Origin of the sequence: Frigoribacterium sp. CFBP 8766 (assembly GCF_014841435.1) — a bacterium.
Classification (GTDB): Bacteria; Actinomycetota; Actinomycetes; order Actinomycetales; family Microbacteriaceae; genus Frigoribacterium.
The window spans coordinates 126,112-145,662 of record NZ_JACYTX010000001.1; the positions used below are offsets into that span (position 1 = coordinate 126,112).

The window sequence follows — 19,551 nt, forward strand, 5'->3', positions numbered from 1 at the left end:
CGCCGCCAGCGTCCGCCGCAGGGCGGTGGCCAGCACTTAACCTGTGCGCATGTCGACGTTCACGAATCCGACCGGCCCGCAGCCGCCCTCGGTGTACTGGCGTCGCCGAGCCCTCGTGCTGCTCGGCCTGGTCGTCGCGATCGTCGTCGTCGTGCTGATCGTCGTGCGGCCCGGCGCCTCGGGCGACGAGCCCGGTGCCGCGGCCACCAGCACCCCCGCCGCCGACCCGGCGCCCTCGGCGGCCGCGACCGCACCGGCCGCCGACGCGACCCCCGATCCGTCGTCGACGGAGGCCACGGCCGAGGACGGGGCCCGCTGCGCCGCGACCGCCATCGAGCTCGTCCCCGTCGTCGACAAGCAGGTGTTCGCCCCCACCGAGCTGCCGCAGATCTCGATGTCGGTGACCAACACCGGCTCGTCGGACTGCGTGATCAACCTCGGCTCGGGCCAGCAGAAGCTCGTCGTGACCAGCGGCGAGGAGCAGTGGTGGTCGTCCGCCGACTGCCAGGTCGACCCCACCGACCAGGACGTGACCCTCACCGCCGGCCAGACCCTCTCGACCCCGGCCATCGCCTGGGACAGGACGCGGTCGACGACCGACACCTGCGACGCGGACTCCCGGCAGGCCGTGCCCGCAGGAGGCGCGACGTACCGCCTGACCGTCAGCGTCGGCGACATCACGTCGGCCGACACCGCCCCCATGATCCTGAACTGAGCGATGACCGAAGCTGCTTCCCCCCGTTCCGAGGCGCTCGAGCTGGCCCTGGCCAGCCAGGACGTCGCCGCCGTCGCGTTCGCCCTGCGGCACGACGTGGTCGTCGTGCCGAAGCTCGTGGTCCCGCGCGCTGATGCCGAGGCCGACGGTGCTGACGCGGCCGACTCCGCAGCGGACGCGGACTCGGCCGAGCCCGTCTCCGTCGCCGCCGAGCAGGTGCGCGTCTTCGGCCGTGAGAACACCGACAAGCGGATCCTGCTGCTCTTCTCCTCGGCGGAGGCGTACGCCGCGATGGTCCCGGACGACCCCGACCTGGAGGTGATGCTCTACGACTCCGACGCGCTGCGCGCGTTCATGGAGGTGCACCTCGACGTGCTCGAACAGGTCTTCTTCGACATCGCCGGGCCGCACACCATGGCCGCCGCCCCCGAGGACCTGCTCAAGGCCCTGAAGTAGCAGGCGCCGGCGCAGGCGCGCTGGAGATACACCCGTAAAGGGACAAAACACCCGCGGGCCCGAGGGTATTTTGTCCCTTTACGGGTGTTTTGCGAGCAGCTCGTGAGCCGGGCCGGGCCGGGCCGGGCCGCGGGAGGCGGCGAAGCGGCGCGGCGCCTAGAACGCGCCGTCGAGCTCGCGCTCACGAGGCGTGCTGGCCGCGCTGAACGCGCGGCGCAGCGCCTCGCGCAGGTTGCCCGACTCGGCGTCGACGAGCTGGCTGAAGCCCAGCCGGCCCGCCTCGCTCGCTCGTTGCCTCGGCGACGACACCGGCCGGATCTCGCCCGCCAGGCTGATCTCGCCCACCGCTGCCATGGTGTGCGGGTAGCTGACGTCGCGGCTGGCGCTCGCGAGGGCCAGCGCGATCGCCAGGTCGGCCCCCGGCTCGGTGATCTTGATGCCGCCGACGGTCGACACGTAGACGTCGGCGTCGCCGAGGCGGATGCCCGCCCGCCGTTCGAGCACGGCGAGCAACATCGCCACTCGCGAGGAGTCGACGCCGTTGACGACCCGTCGGGGCTGGGGAGTGCTGCTGGCGACGATCAGCGCTTGGACCTCGACGGGCAGCGCACGCCGCCCCTCCATCGCGATCGTGATGCAGGTGCCGCTGACCGGGGCGCCGCTGCGCGACATGAAGAGCCCGCTGGGGTCCGCGACCTCGGCGATGCCGTCGCCCGTCATCTCGAAGCAGCCGACCTCGTCGGTGGGCCCGAAGCGGTTCTTGTGCGCCCGGATGAACCGGAGCGAGGTCTGCCGGTCGCCCTCGAACTGGCACACGACGTCGACCAGGTGCTCGAGGAGGCGCGGGCCGGCGATCGTGCCGTCCTTCGTCACGTGCCCCACCAGCAGCACCGGCAGGTTCCTGTCTTTGCTGACGCGGATGAGCGTCGACGCGACCTCACGGACCTGCGACGTGCCACCGGCGATCCCGTCGATCGACGACGACGAGACCGTCTGCACCGAGTCGACGATGACGAGCTGCGGGTCGACCTGCTCGATCTGCCCGAGGATCACGGCGAGGTCGACCTCGGCCGCCAGGAACAAGTCGTCGTGCATCGCCCCGGTGCGCTGCGCCCGCATCCGCACCTGCTGCGCGCTCTCCTCTGCGGTCACGTAGAGCACGCGGGCGCCGGTCGCGGCAGCCCGCGAGGCGACTTCGAGCAGCAGCGTCGACTTGCCGACCCCGGGCTCGCCGCTGAGCAGGATGGCCGCGCCCGGCACGATGCCGCCGCCGAGGACGCGGTCGAACTCGGCGATGCCGCTCGGCCACGACGCGACGGCCCCGGCCTCGACCTGCGTGATGGGACGCGCCACCCGGTCGCCGCCGACCGGCACGGGGGCGGTGCCCCGGGTGCTCACGAGCGCCGACGTGACGTCGACCACGGTGCCCCAGCGCTGGCACTCGCCGCAGCGGCCGGCCCACTTGAGGCTGGTCCAGCCGCACTCGGTGCAGCGGAAGGGCGGGGTGGTGGGGCGAGGCATGCTGCGAGCCTAGGTGGGACGTCCGACAGCGGGGGCGCCTCCTCGGCCCCGTTGTGGGGGCGCGCACCGTGTCCGGAGAGCGAACTGGACCCGTTGTGGGGGGCTCGGGGGGTGAAGTCCCTGTGTTTGCATCGAAGTCGCGGTGAACGCGCGGTCCCGACGACCGCGCGACGTGCGCGGGGTCCCGACGACCCCGCGTCGACGAGCGCGCGGTCCCGACGACCCTGCGCTCACGAGCGTGCGGTCCCGACGACCGCGCAGCTCCCCGCACGACTGGAGTCCGCTGTGCCCACCCCTCGTTTCATCCGTGCGTCCGCCGTGCTCGTCGCGGCCGTCATCGTCACCGGCGGCCTCGTCGACGGGCAGTCGGTGTACGCGGCCGTCGACCCGACCGGCGCGCCCACGGCGACGTCCGCGCCGACCGCCGTCCCCACGGAGACGCCTGCGCCGACCGCCGCCCCCACGACGACGTCCGCGCCGACCGCGTCCGACGCGCCGGTGGCGACGTCGGCGGCAGCGGTCCCGGACGTGCCCGCGGTCCCCGACGAGTCCGGTGCGCCGGCCGCCGGCGGCGGCACCCCCGCCGCGCCCGACCTCACCGACGACATGATCGCCGTCCCCTCCACCCCCGTCACGGCGCCGCACCTGCACGCCGAGGCGGCGGAGGTCGAGGCGCGCGAGGCCGAGGTCGCGGAGCAGACGGCGGTCGAGGGAGGCGGCGCGCAGCAGCCGACGCAGTCGGCCCAGGCCGCTCCCGTCGCCGTCGTCCACCGTGTCTCGGTGAGCATCGCGACCGTCACGACGACCACCGCCGACGACGCCGCGACCCCGCCCGACGACGCGTCCGTCACGACCGCGATCCAGCAGCTGCACGATTTCTGGTGGGAGGAGTCGGGCGGCACCGTCGACGTGCGTCTCGGCGGGATCGAGCGCACGTCGCTGTCGAGGAGCACGTGCGACCCGTCGGCCGTGCTCGACTCCGTGCACACGACCGCGTTCGGCGGCGCCTTCGCCTCGTACCGCTGGGCCGGTACGGACAACCACCTCCTCGTCCTGACCCGCGAGACCTGCGGCTCGGCCGCGTTCGGCACCGTCGGCGGCGGCGGCGGCGAGATCTTCAGCTCGGTCGGCACCGACACCGCGCTCGGCGTCCCCGTGCTGATGCACGAGTTCGGCCACAACCTCGGCTTCGGCCACGCCGGCGCCGGGATGTGCCGCAGCTCCACCACGGTCGACGCGCCCCTCTCGGACTTCGCGCACGCGGCGGACACCGACACCTCGGTGGCGTGCCCGGTCGAGGAGTACGCGGACTTCCTCGACATCATGGGCTACTCGGTCTCGGGTGCGCGACCGCACCTCTCGACGCCGCAGCGCCTCCGCGCCGGCTTCCAGGTCGACGCCACGACGCTCCGCGAGCCGGGCACCCGGCAGCAGGTGACGGTCGGCGCGCTCGACGGCGCGGCGACCACCGCCGGTGGCCGGGCCGTGCAGGTCGTCGACCCGCTGAGCGGCGACACCTACTGGGTCGAGTACCGCACCGCGAGCGGCCGTGACGCGACGAGCGCCGAGTTCCGGGGCGCGTCGCCGCGGTGCTCCTCCCTCGACACGACGCTGGTGCGCTGCGCCCTCAACGGCGACCGTGCCGTCGGCGAGGTGCGCGTGCTGCGCGCGATGCCGCTGTTCGGCTCGTCGGTCTCGACGGCCGTCGTGGCCGCCGGACCCGTGAAGGCGGGCGACCTGACGCGCCGGGACACGCACCTCGACGCCGGTGAGAGCTTCACCAGCACCGGCGGGGGCTTCACCGTGACGGTCCGCTCGACCTCGACCTCGCCCTCGGGCGGGGCCGTGCTCGACGTGAGCCTCGCCGGCGGCACGCCGACGGGGACCGCGCCCGTGGGCGACACCGCGGGCCGACCCGCGCCGAAGCAGGAGACGGCGGCGACGACGACGGCCCTCCGCGCCGACCGCGCGCGCCAGACGTGGGGCTCGTCGACGACGGCGACCCTCACCGCGACGGTCGCGGTCGCAGGAGGCGCGAAGCCGTCCGGTTCGGTGGCGGTGCTCGACGGGACGACGACGCTCGCCACGGTGCCGGTCGCCCAGGACGGCACGGCGGCCTTCCGCCTCCCTGCCTCGCTGCAGCCGGGCGCCCACTCGCTGCGGGCCACGTTCACGCCGGCCGGCGCCGACCAGGCAGCCTCGACCTCGTCGACCGCCGTCGTCACGGTGGACAAGGCCTCGACCAGCACGACGCTCCGCCTCGACTCGGCCACCCAGGTGCACGCCTCGTCCGGCCGGGTGACGGCCACCGCCTCCGTCGACCCGATCGCCGGCAGCGCCGCGACGGGCAAGGTCGTGTTCCGCCTCGACGGCGTCGCCGCAGCCGAGGTGGCCCTGACCGGAGGATCGGCGTCGTGGGTCGCCCCCGCGAGCACCAGGGCTGGCTCGCACCGGCTCGTCGCCGACTTCACGCCGTCGGCCGCGGCGGCCCTGCCGTCCACGAGCGCGACGCAGTCGTTCTCGGTGACGAAGGCCCCCTCGACGGCCGCCGTCTCGCTGCCGACGGCCCCCGTCTCGAAGGTGCTGACGTCGCGGGCGACCGTCACGGTCACGGTGCCGGGGGTGGCTGCCCCGACCGGCACCGTCGCCCTCAAGTCGGGCTCGACCACGATCGGCACGGCGACGCTGACCGCGGCCTCCGCGGGCAAGGTCACCCTCGCGGTGCCGGCGTTCCGCAAGCCGGGGACCTACCCGATCGTCGTCGTGTACTCGGGCACCCCGAACGTCGGCGGGAGCACCTCGAAGGCCGCGACGCTGACGGTCCGGTAGGAGGCGCCTCCTCGGCTGCCGGGACCAGGCACGGCCTGACGGCGGGCCCGGTCCCGCGGCCTCGGGGCGCGGGGGTCGTCGCGACCCGGGTCAGCGGCGGGTCAGCGGCGGGGCAGCGTCTCCGTGCCGCGGGCCGAGGCGCGGGCGGCCGCACGCTCGGCGGTGCGGGCCGTCGAGCCCGCTGTCGCGGCGTCGTGCACGCTGGCGTCGGCGTCCGTGACGGCGTGGTCGGCAGCGATCCGCGCGACGCGGGCGGCGATGGCCGGCTCGAAGGCGCTGGCCCAGACGCGGTAGCCGCGGTCGTTCGGGTGGAACAGGTCGCCCGCCGAGTTGCGGAACGTCCGCACGAGCCCCTGCTTGCGCGTCGTGTCGTAGAGGGGTGCGACGGTCAGGCCGAGCTCGTCGGCGAGGCGCCGCACGATCGCGTTCGCCTCGGCGATGTGGTGCTCGCGCTCGGGGATCCACATCGTCGGCAGGTCGGCGACGATCGCGTGGCTCGGCAGCGCCTCGTAGATGTGCCGCAGGTTGCGCTCGAACGTCTCGGCGTCGAAGTCGATGATGTCGTTCGCACCGATGGCGACCGTGACGATGTCGGGCTGGTACTTCTCGAGCTTGGGCAGCTGGTCCTTGCGGCAGAGCCACGTGGTGGCTCCGCTGACGCTGAGGTTGACGACCCGGACGGAGGTGCGGGTCGCGTGCCGGACCCGCACCGACAACCTGCCCACGTAGCTGCGCGCCGGGCTCGACGCCCCGATGCCCTGCGCGGTCGAGTCGCCGAGAGCGACGTAGAGCAGCTTGCCCTTGCGGTCGAAGCGGTCGCGCCACCAGGCGGAGTGCACCGGAAGCAGGTCGTTCAGGGTCGCGGCGGCGGAGCGCTGGCTGCGGAGGGCGCGACGCCAGACGGCGAAGAGGGCCCCGCCCGCGGCGAGGGTGACGCCGACTCCGGAGAAGAAGGCGAGGGGGTGACGGGTGGGCATGCGGGGAGCGTACGCCCGGCGGTCAGGTCGGAGCCGCGAGAGTCCCCAGATCGACCTCGCCGGGGTCTCCGGGGTCGATCTGCGGCCTCTCGAGGAGGCGCGGCGAACCGTCACGAAGCGCTCGCTGCCGGCCTCGGGGCAGCACTCCTTGCCGGTTCACGGTGGCCGGAGGCGGGTTTCGACACGGGGGCGCGGATGTACTAAGCTCTCTCCCGGTACCGTGTCCGAGCGGCCGAAGGATCATGTCTCGAAAACATGTGTGGGGGTTGACTCCACCGTGGGTTCAAATCCCACCGGTACCGCCACGGGGCTCATTACGGAACTGGCGAAATCCGTTTGCGTAACTAGCCTCTAAGAGAAAGCCCCCGGATCTCCGGGGGCTTTTCTCGTCTCTGGGGCCTGATCTCACCACTTCGACCCCTGCGACCCTGGTCCCTTGAGCTGTGACCGTTCGCTCCCGAGCCCGACATGACGAAAGCCGCGCCTTTCGGGCGCGGCAGATTGTCCGGTCTTGCTAGGTGAAGTGTCAGAAGGGAGTGGGCTCGCTAAGTCCGAAGCTCGGGAGCGGGTTCCTCCGGGGGCAGGTCTTCTTCGAAGACGCCATCGACCCGGTCGTACCAGCGTCTGTAGTTCGTGAGGTTGTTCCGGTCGCGGCTTCGCTGGATCGGCGGCGGCGTCTTCGGCTGCGCCTTCCGGCGGGTGTTCATGAACTTGGCGATGCGTCGCAGGTTGGTGGTGACCATCATGATCGTGAAGATGTAGGACTGGGCGGCGAGACCGCGAACGCGTCGGCCGGCGGACTCGTCCATGCGCTCGGGTCCGGTCTTGAGGTACGCGTTGATGCTCTCGATGCTGTTGCGATCGTGCTCGTAGATCTCGTGCCACTCACGGCTGCCGTAGTGCAGCGCCTGCTCGGTCTCGATGCCGTCTTCACGGGCGAACTTGACGGAGGTCTGAGTGCAGATCTTGTCGGGGACGGCGGGCAGGTTCCGCTTCAGGACGACGGGGCGCGGCTTGTCCGGAGCCTTGTTGTGGAGCTCCTTGAGGGGGCACTCGACGGTGGCGTTCGGGCCGACGGCCGGGCACATCATGGGGACGTTGCCGTCCGCGTCGGGCTTCTCCTTCCGGCGGAGCTTGTAGTGCACCCGTTCGTCGATGCGCTTGTAGTAGGTCTCGGGATCGATGTTGTCCGCAGCCGACTTGGGTGCTTCGACGTCAACGGTCGCCTGAATGAGGTTCTTGGGCATGGCCGGGCAGTAATGCGCGCCTTCGACCTGGATGGAACCGGCGGTCTGTCCCTTGATACCGCGCTGTTTGGTGTTGTAGTCGACGACGAGCGGAATGCCACGCTCCTTCATGGGGAGGTGGAAGTTCTCCTTCTTCATGCCGCCGTTGTACCCGCGGTCAGCGGTCAGACGCGTGATCTTGTGGCCGCGCTCGAGGACGGAGTCGACGGCCGAGATGGTGTGTTCGGAGACCTCGGCTCCAATGCGGCCGAGTCCGCCAGCGATGATGAGCTGCGGGTGCTCGGCAGGCCGGGAGGGGTCCTCGATGGCCTGCATCATGATGTTGCCCATGTACGACAAAGGCCAGCCGCGGAACGACCCGCTCTTGCCATCGGTCGCCGTGGTGTGGTCCTTGTTCGGCGCTGACTTGTCCGCCGGGTAGGGGATCGCGTCGATCTCGAGCATGTGCCGCGGCATCTCCTCCCGCGTCTTCGGGTTGAAGCGCGGCATCTCCTCGCGGGTCTTCTTGTTTCGCCCCCACGGCTTCCGCTGGCTTGGTGCCCGAATGGACGTCTGGTCGATTGACAGGGCGCCCTGCCACTTCATGCGGAGCTCTTCTGGCTGCTCGTTGAGGGTCATCTCGAGCATCGTGTTCGTGAAGCGTTTGTTGCGCTCCTTCTTCAGCCGCACCATGTTCTGGTCGCGGAGGGAGAACTGGCGGTTTCGCTCGGCGAGAGTCATCAGCTGGCGTTTCTCGACGGGCCAGGCGTCGATTGTGTCGATGAGGCGGTGCAGGGCCCGCCAGACACGGAAGTACCAGTTGTAGGCGTCCTTGTCGTCATCGTCGGTGGGCTTCAGGTGGCTGATGCCGATGGTGTCGCGGCCGCGGTGGTCCAGGCGCCGCCAGAAGAGGTCTCGGAGGTTGGTGACGAGGAGAGGGCTCTCCTCGCGCATGAGCAGCATCGAGGCGATGAGGATCATGCGGTCGTCCAGCATCGGCGGCCGGCCACCGGGTGCGCGCCCGTAGCTGTCTTCCTGTCGCCACTGTTCGATGAGGGGAACGATGCCTGCGGCGTCGACGCGGCGGGCGTACTGGGCGACCATGCTCGCGGTGAACATCGTCATCCGGCCTGACGATGCCCGGATCTCATCCTCGGAGAAGCCGCCAAGATCGAACATCACGTCGTCGCCGACCTCGGTTGCCTCGAGGTCATCGTGGTTCTCCACCGCCGCGGTCATCGGGTCACGACCGTCTGGCGCATCGCTGCGAACAGCTCGTCCTGGGGCATAAGGGTGCTGTGGCCCATGTAGCGCACAAGCGAGGAGGGGTTCTTGTAGCCGGCGATGTGGACGAGGGTGGCGAGGGGGAGGGCGTCGAGCATCTGGATGACCCAGGTCACACGCAGTCGCTCCGCGCCGATGAACACCTTGCCTTTGCCGGCACCCGTTCGCCGGTGGCGGCCGAAGTGAGAGAGCTGGTGTCGGCGCCGTTCGGGTGAGAGGTCGGCGCCGATGACGTGGTCGTCGGCCTTGATTCCCTCAAGAGCTTTCTCGGCACTCATGGTCCAGTCCGGGTGCACAGGCACGCTCCGTGCGTAGTCACCCGGCACGGCCACCACATACCCCTCAGTCGTGAGGGTCACATCCCCTGCTCGCAGCTCGGCCAGTTCGGCTGCTCGAAGCCCTGCCCCGCCGCAGAAAGCGAGCATCGCGTAGCCGTACCGGCGCTTGGTGGGGTCAGCTTGCGACACCACCCACGACGACACGTGAACGAGGCCCTCGCGGGTGTAGGGCTGAACGTCCTCGACCGAGACCCGGAGGCGGTGAACGCGACCGTCCTCGCCGATAGCGTCCGCGACCTTTAGCAGCCGGGCCTCCATCAACTGCCGAGTCTTGGGGGACGTGTACGTCTCGGTGACGGAGCGGTGCATGAGGGCGGGAAGGAACATGTCCTCCCGGTCGAGGGTGAGACCAGCGGTGGTGAGGGCCCAGTCGACGTGGCGGGCCAAGAAACTGCAGACGTCCGTGGCGTACTTCGGGGTCGGCGGGTGTAGCTCTTTGGCGAGCTCGAGGACGAAGTCGCGGATGGGCGCCCAGCGGGCTGGCGCGAGCTGCGGGCGGTACTTATCCATCGCGTCGCGCACCTCCTCGGCGAGTTGGTCATTAGTATGACCAGAGTGTGTTAGACGTATCGCTGCGGGGGAAGGGGTAAGGGGGGAGTTGCTCACGTAATTAGGGCATGCGGCAACTTGCAAGGGCTCAGCCAGGGTTCGTGGAGGCGAAGAGCGTCGAATCGTCAGGTCCTACGAAATTGCCTGGGGCACCCCTCACTCGGGGGTGCCGATCTGACCCCGTCCTAAGCTTGAATCATGCTCACTCTTGACTCTGTCCTTGCCCATCTGCGACCCGCGAGCAATCAATCAAACGGGGCGGATCACGAACTTCTCTTGGCCGAACGCGAACACGACATGCTCGAGACGCGATCCGAAGAACTCGACAAAGTAGTGAGTGCCTCCCTCGTGGTGTGTGCGCTCGTCGTTGCGGCCGACGCGACGATACTGGCCTCCTTCGGGGCCGCAGAAGCGCCAGCGCTGGTGTGGTCGCTCATGCTGGCAAGCGTCGCGGTCATCGCTACTTTTGTCGCAGCATTCGTCCGAACTCGCCAGGATGAGACCATTGCCCCGATCTACGACCCGAAAATTCATGCTGTCGGGCAAGTTACCTCGCCTCGCGAACTCCTCCTTAGGCGGCTTCGCGCACGAGCGAATGCACTTAGGAACCAAATCGCTCGACGGCGCGGCTGGCTCTATGTGTCTTATGCAGCTGTCCTCTCGGCCCTCCTGGGGCTGGTCGGGGGAGTTGCGCTCTCGTTGCTGTAGCTGGGGGACGGTTCTCCCTTGCGCGTGTGGTTTGGTGACGGCCATGCGCACGCTGGCGGGCATCGACCGGCGTTAATCGCCAGCGTGCTGCGCATGGACTTACCAAGACCACACCAACAGAGGGGGAGGGAGTCACGTAACCGAGGCAGCAAACCGCGTCTTCATTCAGGATGTCATGGGAGCGTCCAAGCCGGAGAGTCTTGCTGACTTGACTGGGCCGCGTTCGGGGACTCTCACTCTCCCTCTTGAACTCTTCTGGGGACCGCACAACAGCAGCAGGCTCGATGATCTTGACCACATAGCCGAGCTCTACCAGGCAGTCGTACGGGTGGGAACGCCAGCTGAGCAGGCGGAGCATCTCAACGCCGACTTAGTCAGGCTGCTGTAGAGGCACCTAATGCTCCCAAAGAGAAATCGCGACCTTTGGGAGGCCGCTTTTCCTGAACTTCGGAGAAGTGCCCAAAGCCACTCCTGTCTCCTTTCCGGCACGTCCGACAAGGCGACGTCTGCCCATGTCCTGGGGACACCAACGATGAGCTGCAGCGTCGTGACGGTGCCGGCATCGCGGCCAGCTAGCCAAGAGCTTGCCTTGAGCGGTGCTGCCATAGTCGCAGCGCATGTCGATGTCGATCACGAGGCCTAAGTCCGGCTGTCGTGGACGTCCACATTGCCTTGGGGCAGAGGTGTCTCGATGACGGTCAGCTCGGAGCGGAGCGGCAGACGCCGGGAGGCCACACGTCTCACGGTGGGGAGCTGTCCGAGCCATTCGGCTCCGAGGCTTGCGCTGGCGAGCCTGAGGGATTCGTGCTTCACGGTTCCTGCCGGGTTCTCTGTAGGGATGAATTCGAACGCAAAGGCCCCAAGGGTGAGGCACGTGTGCAGGTAGCGGAGGTACGTTCCGCGGGCTAGTTCCCGGAGGCTCTCGGGCGCTGCGTCGCTGCTAGTTTCCGTGATCGCGAGGGTGTGGAGGTCCAGGGCGACTTCTGCTCGCTGACCGTCGAGCTCGATGCTGAGGCCGTGCACTGTCCCTTGAGGTGCGGCGGTCCACACCGCGCCCGGGGTGGCTTTGCCGTCTAGGAGCGTGCTGAGGTCGAGGCGGTCTCGGTGGATATTCAGCAGGCTGAAGCGGGGCGGCGGGACTTGGTCGGCGTCGGCGGGCTCGGTCACGGTCATTACATTTACCATCTGCTGCCCGGTGCCGCTAGAGCCAGCGCCACGGGAGTATCAGCAAAAGGCGTGGTTCGACGAAGCCCGGGCAGGAGTGACGTGGCGTGCATGCTTGACTGGGAGGCATGACCACAACCTCGGGCGCCCTGCTCGGTGTCGGCTATGAAGGCCTCGACATCGACGCATTCATCAGCAGACTGCGTCTTCGCGGCGTTCAGGTGGTAGTTGACGTTCGCCTAAACCCACTGTCTAGAAAGCGTGGTTTTTCAAAAGTTGCGCTGGCTTCCGCGCTGGCGGGTGCAGGTATTGAGTACCGACACCTGAGGGCGCTCGGCAACCCGAAGGACAACCGGGCGGGGTTCGCACTTGAAGATGAGGCTGGCCAGCTCAGCCGGACGCGGTACTCCGAGGAGTTAAAGTCCGACTCCGCCCGGGCTGCCCTGGTTGAGCTTTCATCCCTCGCCGAATATCGCAAGGTCGCTGTCATGTGCTTCGAGGCAGATGAGTCAACGTGCCACCGAGCGATCGTTCTGGCAGTCGTCGAGCAGCTTCGTCAGCCCGCGTAGCGGCTAGAAGAGCGTGCTGGAGTAGTCCGATCCAGCCGGAACGGTGAAGACCCCGAGGGCGGAGAAGCTCCGCCGCTTCATCGGGTCCGCGATGTTGCCCACAAAAAGAGATGTCCTCTTGTCCGTCCCAAACTTCTCGTCTCGGAACTTCGTGGTGATTCGGGCTTTCAGCTCCTCGATAGGCAGATGTCTGCCTCGGTATTGCAGGGCTGACATCTCGAAGTCGAGGATGCTCTGGCGGTGCCCGCCACAGTCCTCACTCATGCAGAGGTACTTGTAGTAAACCCGCAGGCGGGGCGCTTCCAGGGCCGGCACCGGCTTAGCGTCAGGGTCGTCGAAGAGCGTGGGCTCCAGGGAAGCCGATATAGACGCTTGCTGGTCGGGGGTCCAACCTGGATGGTCCGTGATCTCAAAGCGCTGCAGCTCCCGCACCCTCACGAGCCCAAGAGACTGAGCGTTCATGTTGGCCTGCACGCCTGCGACGAGCTCACACATGGTTCTGGTCTGCATGGGCTCGAGCACGGTTGCCCGCGCGGGCACCTTTAGGGCGGCCTCGCCGATGGTCAAGCTGCCCCATACAGGGCGACGGCTTTCCACTCGTGAGTCTCGCTGGGGCGGATTGACGTCGAGCTCGACAACTTGGTACTTGGAGAACTGTTCCTCAGTGGCAAGGTGTCGAAATGGCACGGGGTAGAGGCGAATCCACTCGTGGGGTTCGCGGTCGACTCGGATGCCGGCAACGCAGACCGTGTCGCCGTACGATTTCGACGGTTCGGGTGCGGCCTTCACTGTGATCAACACCTTCATGCGCTCGCGCATCTGCTCCCCCAAGCTCGACTAGCCCCACGCACCCACGCGTGGTTCTGCCAAGTCTATGCAGGCGTAGGGATCCTCTTCGTCGGCTTGGCTGCGCCAATCGTGAGGTGCTTAGGGAGATTTCGGCGACCTGAGCGCCAGGCGTTCTGCTGCACCCGAAGCGGGCGGGATGGCTTGCAGGACCCTGTCGAGCGCGCCGGCGGATTCCAGACCCGCCGCGGGGAGCAGTGCGGCTAACGGGGTCCCGGCCACGAGGTGCTCGGTCAGCCATGTCGCCCTCATGCGCCGCGCCTGAAGCGGCAGAGATGGTGCCGGCGTTCGAGAGGCAAAGTCAGTGACGAGGTTCACGTTGCCGCCGCGCTGCCCTGATCGGAACGCCCAGCCGCTCGGGCCCACGAACCGCATCCGCTCAAGCAGGAAATCTTCCCACTGATGGAGGACCGGGACGTCCCTCGCACCGTCACCCGTCACGCCAACCAGCACCCCGTCCGCATCCTCTGTGATGTCTTCGACCCTGAGCCGGATGATTTCCTGCCCGGTGAGGCCCGCTCCAAGCCCAAGGGCGAGGAGAGCGGCGGCGCTTGTCCGCCTTTCGAGTTGTCGTTGCGCTGTCGACCAGCTGCGAAGTGAAGCGACGTCCGCAGGGGAGTACGGCCGCGAAGCCTCAGCTTTGCCCAGAGCCCGGAAGCGTCCGGCAGCATCGGCGCCAAGAAGGGCTTCAGACATACGGCGCAGGCGCGCACGAATCGTGTTCCGTCCAGCGTGGCTGTAAGCCGCAAGCTCAGCTCGAGTGAACCGCTCAATGACGCCTGGATCGAAGATGACACCGTCTTCGAGAGGTAGGCCTGCGGTACCCCAGGCGAAGAGGGCTAGGCGTGAGGCTGCCGGGTAGAGCTGCTTCTCGGAGTAGGCGGTGAGGGGAGCGGTTCGTTGGACGACCCGGCGAACAAAATCCTCGATCGCGTTCCAGTGCTCGGCTGGCATCTGCGGCGTGTAGTCGTAGTGCTGGGTGACTTGAAAGTCGATGGGGATCTCGGCTAGATCACACAGCGCTGACAGCTGCTGCTCGCGCCTATTGCCGCCTTTCGTGCCGGTCACGTTTCCTCCCTCTAACGCCACGATCCTATGGTCATTTCAATGACCAATCTGTGTTAGGATGGCTTGGGGAAGCGTGGGGCCGTTGCAGGACGCCTAGCCTTGACGCATGGGACGAAGCGTGCGATCAAAACCGGTCGCGCTTGCGCCTTCCCCGTGGCCGGACGTGCCGTCTGGCGACCCGGTAGGCGAAGTCGCCCGCCGGTTCGCGGTAAATGTGCGCCGAGAGGTCGGTACACGCAGTATTCGCTCAGTTGCTGAGGCTTCCGGCATCACCCACACAACCCTCTTGAGTGTTCTCGCTGGGCAGGTGTGGCCCGACCTCGAGACCATCGCCAAGCTCGAACGCGGCCTCGATGCACGCCTTTGGCCGCAGCAAGCGTGAGCCTTTGCCTACATTCCGCGCACGCTTAGGCGAGCAATCGACTGAACGTACGTTGGCGCAAAGGTTTGCCCTCGAGGAGAAGGGCCTGGGCTGACTGGGGACCAGTGGTTGGGCTGAGAGCATCATCCCTTAGGCCACTCGGTGGCCATTACTACTACCGCTCTGGCTGCAGCGGTGTGAGGATGGCAGCCAAAGGGGAGGGAGCAGGATGTCGCACGAGGATGTTGCGGAGGGCCAGCTGCTTATTCAGGGCCTCGATCGGGCCCCTGGTTCGATTCAAGTGTGGACCGCCGACAACAGTCGACACGCAAACGAGTGGCGATTCGTCGGCGCTGATCTGGGGATGAAAGGCGGTCGACCTCTCGGCCTCGTTCGCTTCGAACGCCTCGACAGCAGCCAGCGAGTCAGTCTCAGCGTCAGTTGGGATCACGTCTACGACCAGCTGCGGTGCTTCGTTTTTGAGGGGGAATGCGATGCCGTAGGCCGCGAACGTCTCGAGCGGGACGTCCGACATCGCGTGGGGACCTGGGTGGCGATCACCTCGGAAATTGGTTCGTATGTCGCATCAAGTCCTGAGGCACAAGAGGCCGTGCTTAGCGCCGCGCACCTCATGCCCGAGCGCTCGGTTGGTAGTCAAAACTGATTCGGATTGTGCCAGTCGCCGCAATTCTTCTGCCTTTCTAGCCGGCGGCGGCGGCGGCGGCGCCGGCAGGCTAGAGCGTCACCCGTCGGCTGCACATTTCGCCCATGACTACCTCCTCGACAGCCAACGAAGGCGAACCGCAGGATTATCAGGTCTCCCTAGCGGCCGTGCCAGGGTCCCGCTTAGGCCGTACATTCGCCGTGATCGCAGATGTCCTACCCGCGGTTATTGGGGATGGGTGGGCTCATCGAGGACAACCCTTCGCGGCCATGGATGCGTCGCCCGTTGGTCGAGTCTGGAATTAACGGGCACATACGAGTGCTGACCCTTCAGTGGAATCCTTGACCCGTAATGTCTGAATGCGTACCCTGGATTCATACGTAGGGAGTTGCCATGAATCAGACCAAAACCGTGAGCGTCGCCCACGCGGTCCGCACGCGTGTTCTGCGCGGCGGTGCCCGCTCTTGGACGACCTCGGACTTTCCTGACTACTCGGCGTCGGCAGTGACGGCAGCCTTGCAGCGCATGGCGCGGCAAGGGGATCTTCTTGCGGTCCATCACGGCATCTACTGGCGCGGGACGCGCCGCCCCTGGGGTATGAGTCGTCCTGACAGCCTCCAACTCACTCGTGCCATTTTTCACAGCAAGGGGGTTGGATGGGCTGGTTTGAGTGCCTCAAACGCCCTGGGCTTGAACACGCAAGTTCCCGCGGTTGAGACGATTGCCGTCCCCGTTGCAAAGCCCCGTTCGGTGCGGGGAATTCATTTCGTTGACCGCGCCCGTCGCACGCCTCGGGCAGCCGCCCGTCTCACCCCGTTGGAAGTCGCCTTCCTCGAGGTTCTGGGGGACTGGACGGACGTTCTCGAGGGGTCGCCCAAGGATGCTGTCAATCACATGTCTTCGATGCTGCTCGACGGTGAGGTGGATTGCGCGCGACTCGTGAAGGCATCCGCCGGCGAAGATGGCCCAGTCCGAGACCGGCTGCGGCACGTGTTGCATGTGGCGGGAAAAGATGAGGCCGCTCAGCGGATTAAGCCGTCCGCGTCGAAAGCCACGACCCGACGTGCCTTGGCCGGGATCGCCGCGTAATGGATGCGCGTCTAGTAAGCGATGCGTCCCTTGAGGCGGCGACCCGTGCAGGCGTTTCCCCTCGCCACTTCGAGAAGGACTTCTACGTCACGCGAACTCTCCGTCAAATCTTCGCGGAGCACCCTGACGAAGTTGTTTTCAAAGGTGGAACAAGCCTCTCCAAGGCGTATGCGCTAATTGACAGGTTCTCGGAAGACATCGACTTGCTGATTGATCCCGCCGAGGATACGCCTGAGCGTGTGGAGCTCATTCTTGACGCCATCGATGCTGCTGGCATGGCCGCCGTCGGAGTGGCCACGACCAAAGTCCTCGAGCAAGCGCCCGGACTGATGCGCAAGGTAAATGTGCAGCCGGCTTGGCGCACGCAGTCGGCCGCAGGAATCAGCAAATCAATTCAGCTTGAGTCCGGCCGCCGCGGCGGACCCTTGCCCCAGGAGAAGAAGTTCATCAAACCCCTCCTCGCCGATGCTGGCCTGGGGCTCGCGGGCCCGGACATGCAGCCTTTCGAAGTCACTGTTCTTCACCCCGCCAGAACTCTTGTTGAGAAACTCCTTGCTGCTTCCAACATTGGGGATTTTGCTCTTTCGGACGGCAGGGTGGTCGGCGGCGGGCGGGGCGCACGCCACTTTTACGACATTTACCAGCTGCTGGGGGACGCCTCCCCCGCGCGTGCCTACTTGCAGGACCAGCCCGACTCGATGACGTCTATGGTTCGGGACTGCGAGGAGGTATCCCAGCGCTGGTACAGCCAAGGCACGGAACCAATCACTGGGTCCCTAGCCGATTCGCCCAGCTTCACAGACCCCGACATCCAGGGTCTCCTCGAGACCGCGTTCGATCAGGCCTGTGCAGAGCTGTGCGCGCCCGGAGCGCCAAGGCCCTCGTGGAGCGAAGTAACCGAGCGCGTCCTGGCGCACCGGGATCTGCTGACTGTTGAGGAGTCACACGCCTAGCTCTGGCGTCGTGTGGCGAGAGACCAACAGCAGGGCGATCGGTTCGCCATCACACAGATTGAGACTCGCAAGTCTGCGTAAGGAACCTGGCGTCTGCGCTTGACCCGTTCTCATGTCCTCCCAAAGTGCGCTTCTGGAAGCCGAGACGTACACGTCGCGGGGGAGCCCTATATTTCAGGCATGGACAATGCGTCGATCACGGACCACGCCGGTGTTTCTGAGCCCGTCGGCTCTCCTCCGACCTCGAGAGGTTCCATCGCCGCTCGATGCTTCGTCATCGTTGGGGACGCCCTTGCGGCTGCGCTTGGGCTTGCGATCCTCATCGCAGTGGTCACTGCTCCGGCTGCGATTGCGTCGTTTAGTGGCGGTGTCGTGCTGGGAGCCTGGGCAGGCGTGTTGGGCGCGGCGGTCCTTCCGGGGCTGTTGATACTTGCGTCCGTGCCGCCTCGAAGGAAGCTGCGGGAGACGAGCGCTCTCTTTGATCGCGCCGTGGCCTTTGGCAAGAGCGTGTGGAGCGTGACGGTGTTCATCGGTTCTCTCGTCATCGGAACAGCTGTCGGCGTGGGGGTCTCGGCCACAGCCGACGAGGAAAGCCCCTCCCTGGCTCTTGAGGCTCTTTTCAGCGACGAGGCGCAGCTGACCATCCTGCGCGTCTTGGGTGCGGTCGTCCTTGTCTGCATGCTGCATATGGTGGTCATGTGGCTCATTGACCTAGAAGGGGTCGGGCTTACGGGAGAGGCGACCGCTGTCGTCGGCACACTCGAGAATCGGTGGACTGGTCGCCTTCGCACATCGAAACGAGCTGGCGCATGGCGTCGAGGTATCGCTGAGGCCGCACAGGTAGGAGCCAAATTTGGCCTCATGCTCCTAGCCGGGACCATGGTTGTTACGTACGGACTCACCCTCTTCTTGTGGCTGTGAGGGGCGCCTGGCAGGCATGACGTCCGACTCCGCCACCCGCCCCGGAGCTACCAATTTGTTCTTCTAGGGAACACGGAGGGGGTCACGGAATTCTCACGCCTCTAGATGGCCAGGCTGGTTTTCTGCGGCCTCGAGATGAGGCCTCGTTCGCCTGCTTGGCGCAGCAGCGCATCGCCCGATGACTTCATGCGATGACCGCCCGGCGCTCGAACTCCATGACCCGGAGAGCCGGCAGGACGTAATCTCTCGGCTCGCCACCACTGAGTGAGTCCAGCGGGGCGCCGAGCGGTTCGGGTGGCGAGCCGGGCACCACCTCGCCAGCAACTCTTGGCTGCCAGGGCTACACGAGGAGTCCAGATGACGTGCAGTCGCGACTCCCACCTCCGTGGCCGTTAGGGGACGGCCACCACCTTGATGGCGATGCGGCCGGCTTCCGCCTCGGCGTGCAGAGCGGGCCGCTCCGCGCTCAACACTTGCGTCCGCGGGAATCCCCTGCGCTCTCCGTACAGTCACCGCGAGACTGAGGGCGTCCCGAAGATCGGCCACTTCGGTACCGTCCACAGGTTGCGCCGCTGCGGCAACATTCAGAGCGCAGTGAGCAGAGGCGACGGCGTTGTCAGCTGTCTTAATTTTCACGGAGGTCGGCGCCTTCGTGGCCTGCTACAAGGCGATGATCGCCTGCGAGACGCCACCTTCGGCGGTTTGCACCGCGTCCCTGACCTCAGTGACAGCGGCGACGACGTCTGGGCCACCGTCGGGTGCGGCATACCCCGGCTTGCGCAGGCGACGGAAGAGCGCCAAGACAGCGTGCGGGAGCGGACCACTGAGCAATTAATGGATGCAGACGGGCGGACCGAGTCCCGCGCCCCCAAGGCCAATGCGGGGAAGTGGGCCGCCGTAGGCACTCCAGAACGTGCACTGCTTTCTCGTCGGCGAGTCAGCGATGTCTAATTAAAAAGGCGATTGCGGCTGTCCGATCGTTTTCTTTGACGCCCTCCCAGATCACGTGACGCGTGAGCAAGGCACCCAACTGGTCAGTGTTCGGTCGGATCCTTGCCTCAGAGTGGCTGGTCAGCGCAATAAACCTTGCGCGCGCTCGATGCGCTCGCGCAGACCCTCCTGAAACTTCTCGTCCTTGCTCACGGTTTCGATATGGCTCGCGATCGCGGCCCGGATGACATCTGACACGGGCTGATTTTCAACGCTCGCGACGGTCTCGAGCTGGTCGGCCTGTGCGGCCGACAGGCGAATGGTCATTGCTTTCTGCCCCAACATGCCCTGATTCTGCCACCGGATCAAAAAAATCTCAACCT

The 19,551-nt window shown here is 66.9% G+C and carries 18 protein-coding genes and 1 tRNA gene; 11 read left to right on the forward strand and 8 right to left on the reverse strand.

Annotation, left to right across the window (positions count from 1 at the left end):
• Positions 1-49 precede the first annotated feature (49 nt).
• Both IFT90_RS00615 and IFT90_RS00620 read left to right on the forward strand, forming a co-directional pair.
• Positions 50-715 (forward strand): hypothetical protein, encoded by a 666-nt coding sequence (locus IFT90_RS00615; RefSeq protein ID WP_192040551.1) that lies wholly within the window; start codon positions 50-52, stop codon positions 713-715.
• 3 nt (positions 716-718) lie between these two features.
• Positions 719-1,171 carry a dehydrogenase gene (locus tag IFT90_RS00620; RefSeq protein ID WP_192040552.1) on the forward strand — a complete coding sequence of 151 codons (453 nt, stop codon included), beginning with the start codon at positions 719-721 and terminating at the stop codon, positions 1,169-1,171.
• A 156-nt stretch (positions 1,172-1,327) separates the two neighbouring features.
• Here IFT90_RS00620 and radA read toward each other — a convergent pair whose 3' ends face one another.
• The gene (gene radA, locus IFT90_RS00625) at positions 1,328-2,692 is read right to left on the reverse strand and encodes a DNA repair protein RadA (RefSeq protein WP_192040553.1); all 1,365 of its coding nucleotides are present in this window, start codon (positions 2,690-2,692) and stop codon (positions 1,328-1,330) included.
• A 285-nt stretch (positions 2,693-2,977) separates the two neighbouring features.
• On the opposite strand from radA, the gene IFT90_RS17440 reads away from it, so the two are divergent.
• Positions 2,978-5,521: an Ig-like domain repeat protein gene (locus IFT90_RS17440; RefSeq protein ID WP_192040554.1), complete on the forward strand. Its 2,544-nt coding sequence runs from the start codon at positions 2,978-2,980 to the stop codon at positions 5,519-5,521.
• Between the two features lie 101 nt (positions 5,522-5,622).
• On the opposite strand, the gene IFT90_RS00635 is transcribed toward IFT90_RS17440, so the two are convergent.
• A complete protein-coding gene (locus tag IFT90_RS00635) occupies positions 5,623-6,498 on the reverse strand; it encodes an SGNH/GDSL hydrolase family protein (protein WP_192040555.1) in 876 nt (291 codons plus the stop codon).
• A gap of 214 nt (positions 6,499-6,712) precedes the next feature.
• Here IFT90_RS00635 and IFT90_RS00640 point away from each other — a divergent pair.
• Positions 6,713-6,803 (forward strand) — tRNA-Ser (locus IFT90_RS00640).
• 240 nt (positions 6,804-7,043) lie between these two features.
• Here the strand turns inward: IFT90_RS00640 and IFT90_RS00645 are convergent.
• Positions 7,044-8,963: a hypothetical protein gene (locus tag IFT90_RS00645; protein WP_192040556.1), complete on the reverse strand. Its 1,920-nt coding sequence runs from the start codon at positions 8,961-8,963 to the stop codon at positions 7,044-7,046.
• Entirely contained in the window at positions 8,960-9,856 is an 897-nt protein-coding gene (locus IFT90_RS00650; RefSeq protein WP_192040557.1) for a site-specific integrase, read from the reverse strand. Before IFT90_RS00650 ends, IFT90_RS00645 begins: the two co-directional genes overlap by 4 nt.
• A gap of 237 nt (positions 9,857-10,093) precedes the next feature.
• Here IFT90_RS00650 and IFT90_RS00655 point away from each other — a divergent pair, with 237 nt between their 5' ends.
• On the forward strand, positions 10,094-10,603 hold the full coding sequence (locus tag IFT90_RS00655; RefSeq protein ID WP_192040558.1) for a hypothetical protein: 510 nt from the start codon (positions 10,094-10,096) through the stop codon (positions 10,601-10,603).
• 639 nt (positions 10,604-11,242) lie between these two features.
• Here the strand turns inward: IFT90_RS00655 and IFT90_RS00660 are convergent.
• Positions 11,243-11,776 (reverse strand): hypothetical protein, encoded by a 534-nt coding sequence (locus tag IFT90_RS00660; protein ID WP_192040559.1) that lies wholly within the window; start codon positions 11,774-11,776, stop codon positions 11,243-11,245.
• A 119-nt stretch (positions 11,777-11,895) separates the two neighbouring features.
• Between IFT90_RS00660 and IFT90_RS00665 the strand changes: the two genes are divergently transcribed.
• Positions 11,896-12,336 carry a DUF488 family protein gene (locus IFT90_RS00665; RefSeq protein WP_192040560.1) on the forward strand — a complete coding sequence of 147 codons (441 nt, stop codon included), beginning with the start codon at positions 11,896-11,898 and terminating at the stop codon, positions 12,334-12,336.
• A 3-nt stretch (positions 12,337-12,339) separates the two neighbouring features.
• On the opposite strand, the gene IFT90_RS00670 is transcribed toward IFT90_RS00665, so the two are convergent.
• Both IFT90_RS00670 and IFT90_RS00675 read right to left on the reverse strand, forming a co-directional pair.
• Positions 12,340-13,143, reverse strand: a complete 804-nt coding sequence (locus IFT90_RS00670; RefSeq protein WP_192040561.1) for a hypothetical protein — start codon at positions 13,141-13,143, stop codon at positions 12,340-12,342.
• A 120-nt stretch (positions 13,144-13,263) separates the two neighbouring features.
• A complete protein-coding gene (locus IFT90_RS00675) occupies positions 13,264-14,250 on the reverse strand; it encodes a hypothetical protein (protein WP_192040562.1) in 987 nt (328 codons plus the stop codon).
• 106 nt (positions 14,251-14,356) lie between these two features.
• Between IFT90_RS00675 and IFT90_RS17445 the strand changes: the two genes are divergently transcribed.
• From IFT90_RS17445 to IFT90_RS00700, 5 genes are all read left to right on the forward strand, one after another.
• On the forward strand, positions 14,357-14,632 hold the full coding sequence (locus IFT90_RS17445) for a helix-turn-helix transcriptional regulator (RefSeq protein ID WP_192040563.1): 276 nt from the start codon (positions 14,357-14,359) through the stop codon (positions 14,630-14,632).
• Positions 14,633-14,840: 208 nt separating this feature from the next.
• Complete coding sequence (locus IFT90_RS00685) at positions 14,841-15,275, forward strand: hypothetical protein (protein ID WP_192040564.1); 435 nt, start codon at positions 14,841-14,843, stop codon at positions 15,273-15,275.
• Positions 15,276-15,668: 393 nt separating this feature from the next.
• Entirely contained in the window at positions 15,669-16,364 is a 696-nt protein-coding gene (locus IFT90_RS00690; protein WP_192040565.1) for a hypothetical protein, read from the forward strand.
• Positions 16,364-17,317, forward strand: coding sequence for a nucleotidyl transferase AbiEii/AbiGii toxin family protein (locus tag IFT90_RS00695; protein WP_192040566.1), 954 nt, complete (start codon positions 16,364-16,366; stop codon positions 17,315-17,317). The genes IFT90_RS00690 and IFT90_RS00695 overlap by 1 nt, the downstream gene beginning before the upstream one ends.
• Positions 17,318-17,497: 180 nt before the next feature.
• Positions 17,498-18,238 (forward strand): hypothetical protein, encoded by a 741-nt coding sequence (locus tag IFT90_RS00700; protein ID WP_192040567.1) that lies wholly within the window; start codon positions 17,498-17,500, stop codon positions 18,236-18,238.
• Between the two features lie 1,071 nt (positions 18,239-19,309).
• On the opposite strand, the gene IFT90_RS00705 is transcribed toward IFT90_RS00700, so the two are convergent.
• Positions 19,310-19,513, reverse strand: a complete 204-nt coding sequence (locus IFT90_RS00705; RefSeq protein WP_192040568.1) for a hypothetical protein — start codon at positions 19,511-19,513, stop codon at positions 19,310-19,312.
• Between the last annotated feature and the right edge of the window lie 38 nt (positions 19,514-19,551).

What these genes read in the sequence shown, in the direction of transcription:
- IFT90_RS00695 (WP_192040566.1), top strand. Translation starts at nt 16,364, where the DNA reads ATGGATGCGCGTCTAGTAAGCGATGCGTCCCTTGAGGCGGCGACCCGT.
- IFT90_RS00660 (WP_192040559.1), bottom strand. Translation starts at nt 11,776, where the DNA reads ATGACCGTGACCGAGCCCGCCGACGCCGACCAAGTCCCGCCGCCCCGC.
- IFT90_RS00700 (WP_192040567.1), top strand. Translation starts at nt 17,498, where the DNA reads ATGGACAATGCGTCGATCACGGACCACGCCGGTGTTTCTGAGCCCGTC.
- radA (WP_192040553.1), bottom strand. Translation starts at nt 2,692, where the DNA reads ATGCCTCGCCCCACCACCCCGCCCTTCCGCTGCACCGAGTGCGGCTGG.
- IFT90_RS00665 (WP_192040560.1), top strand. Translation starts at nt 11,896, where the DNA reads ATGACCACAACCTCGGGCGCCCTGCTCGGTGTCGGCTATGAAGGCCTC.
- IFT90_RS00620 (WP_192040552.1), top strand. Translation starts at nt 719, where the DNA reads ATGACCGAAGCTGCTTCCCCCCGTTCCGAGGCGCTCGAGCTGGCCCTG.
- IFT90_RS00615 (WP_192040551.1), top strand. Translation starts at nt 50, where the DNA reads ATGTCGACGTTCACGAATCCGACCGGCCCGCAGCCGCCCTCGGTGTAC.
- IFT90_RS17445 (WP_192040563.1), top strand. Translation starts at nt 14,357, where the DNA reads ATGGGACGAAGCGTGCGATCAAAACCGGTCGCGCTTGCGCCTTCCCCG.
- IFT90_RS00635 (WP_192040555.1), bottom strand. Translation starts at nt 6,498, where the DNA reads ATGCCCACCCGTCACCCCCTCGCCTTCTTCTCCGGAGTCGGCGTCACC.
- IFT90_RS00645 (WP_192040556.1), bottom strand. Translation starts at nt 8,963, where the DNA reads ATGACCGCGGCGGTGGAGAACCACGATGACCTCGAGGCAACCGAGGTC.
- IFT90_RS00655 (WP_192040558.1), top strand. Translation starts at nt 10,094, where the DNA reads ATGCTCACTCTTGACTCTGTCCTTGCCCATCTGCGACCCGCGAGCAAT.
- IFT90_RS00650 (WP_192040557.1), bottom strand. Translation starts at nt 9,856, where the DNA reads ATGGATAAGTACCGCCCGCAGCTCGCGCCAGCCCGCTGGGCGCCCATC.
- IFT90_RS00705 (WP_192040568.1), bottom strand. Translation starts at nt 19,513, where the DNA reads ATGTTGGGGCAGAAAGCAATGACCATTCGCCTGTCGGCCGCACAGGCC.
- IFT90_RS00690 (WP_192040565.1), top strand. Translation starts at nt 15,669, where the DNA reads ATGAATCAGACCAAAACCGTGAGCGTCGCCCACGCGGTCCGCACGCGT.
- IFT90_RS00670 (WP_192040561.1), bottom strand. Translation starts at nt 13,143, where the DNA reads ATGAAGGTGTTGATCACAGTGAAGGCCGCACCCGAACCGTCGAAATCG.
- IFT90_RS00685 (WP_192040564.1), top strand. Translation starts at nt 14,841, where the DNA reads ATGTCGCACGAGGATGTTGCGGAGGGCCAGCTGCTTATTCAGGGCCTC.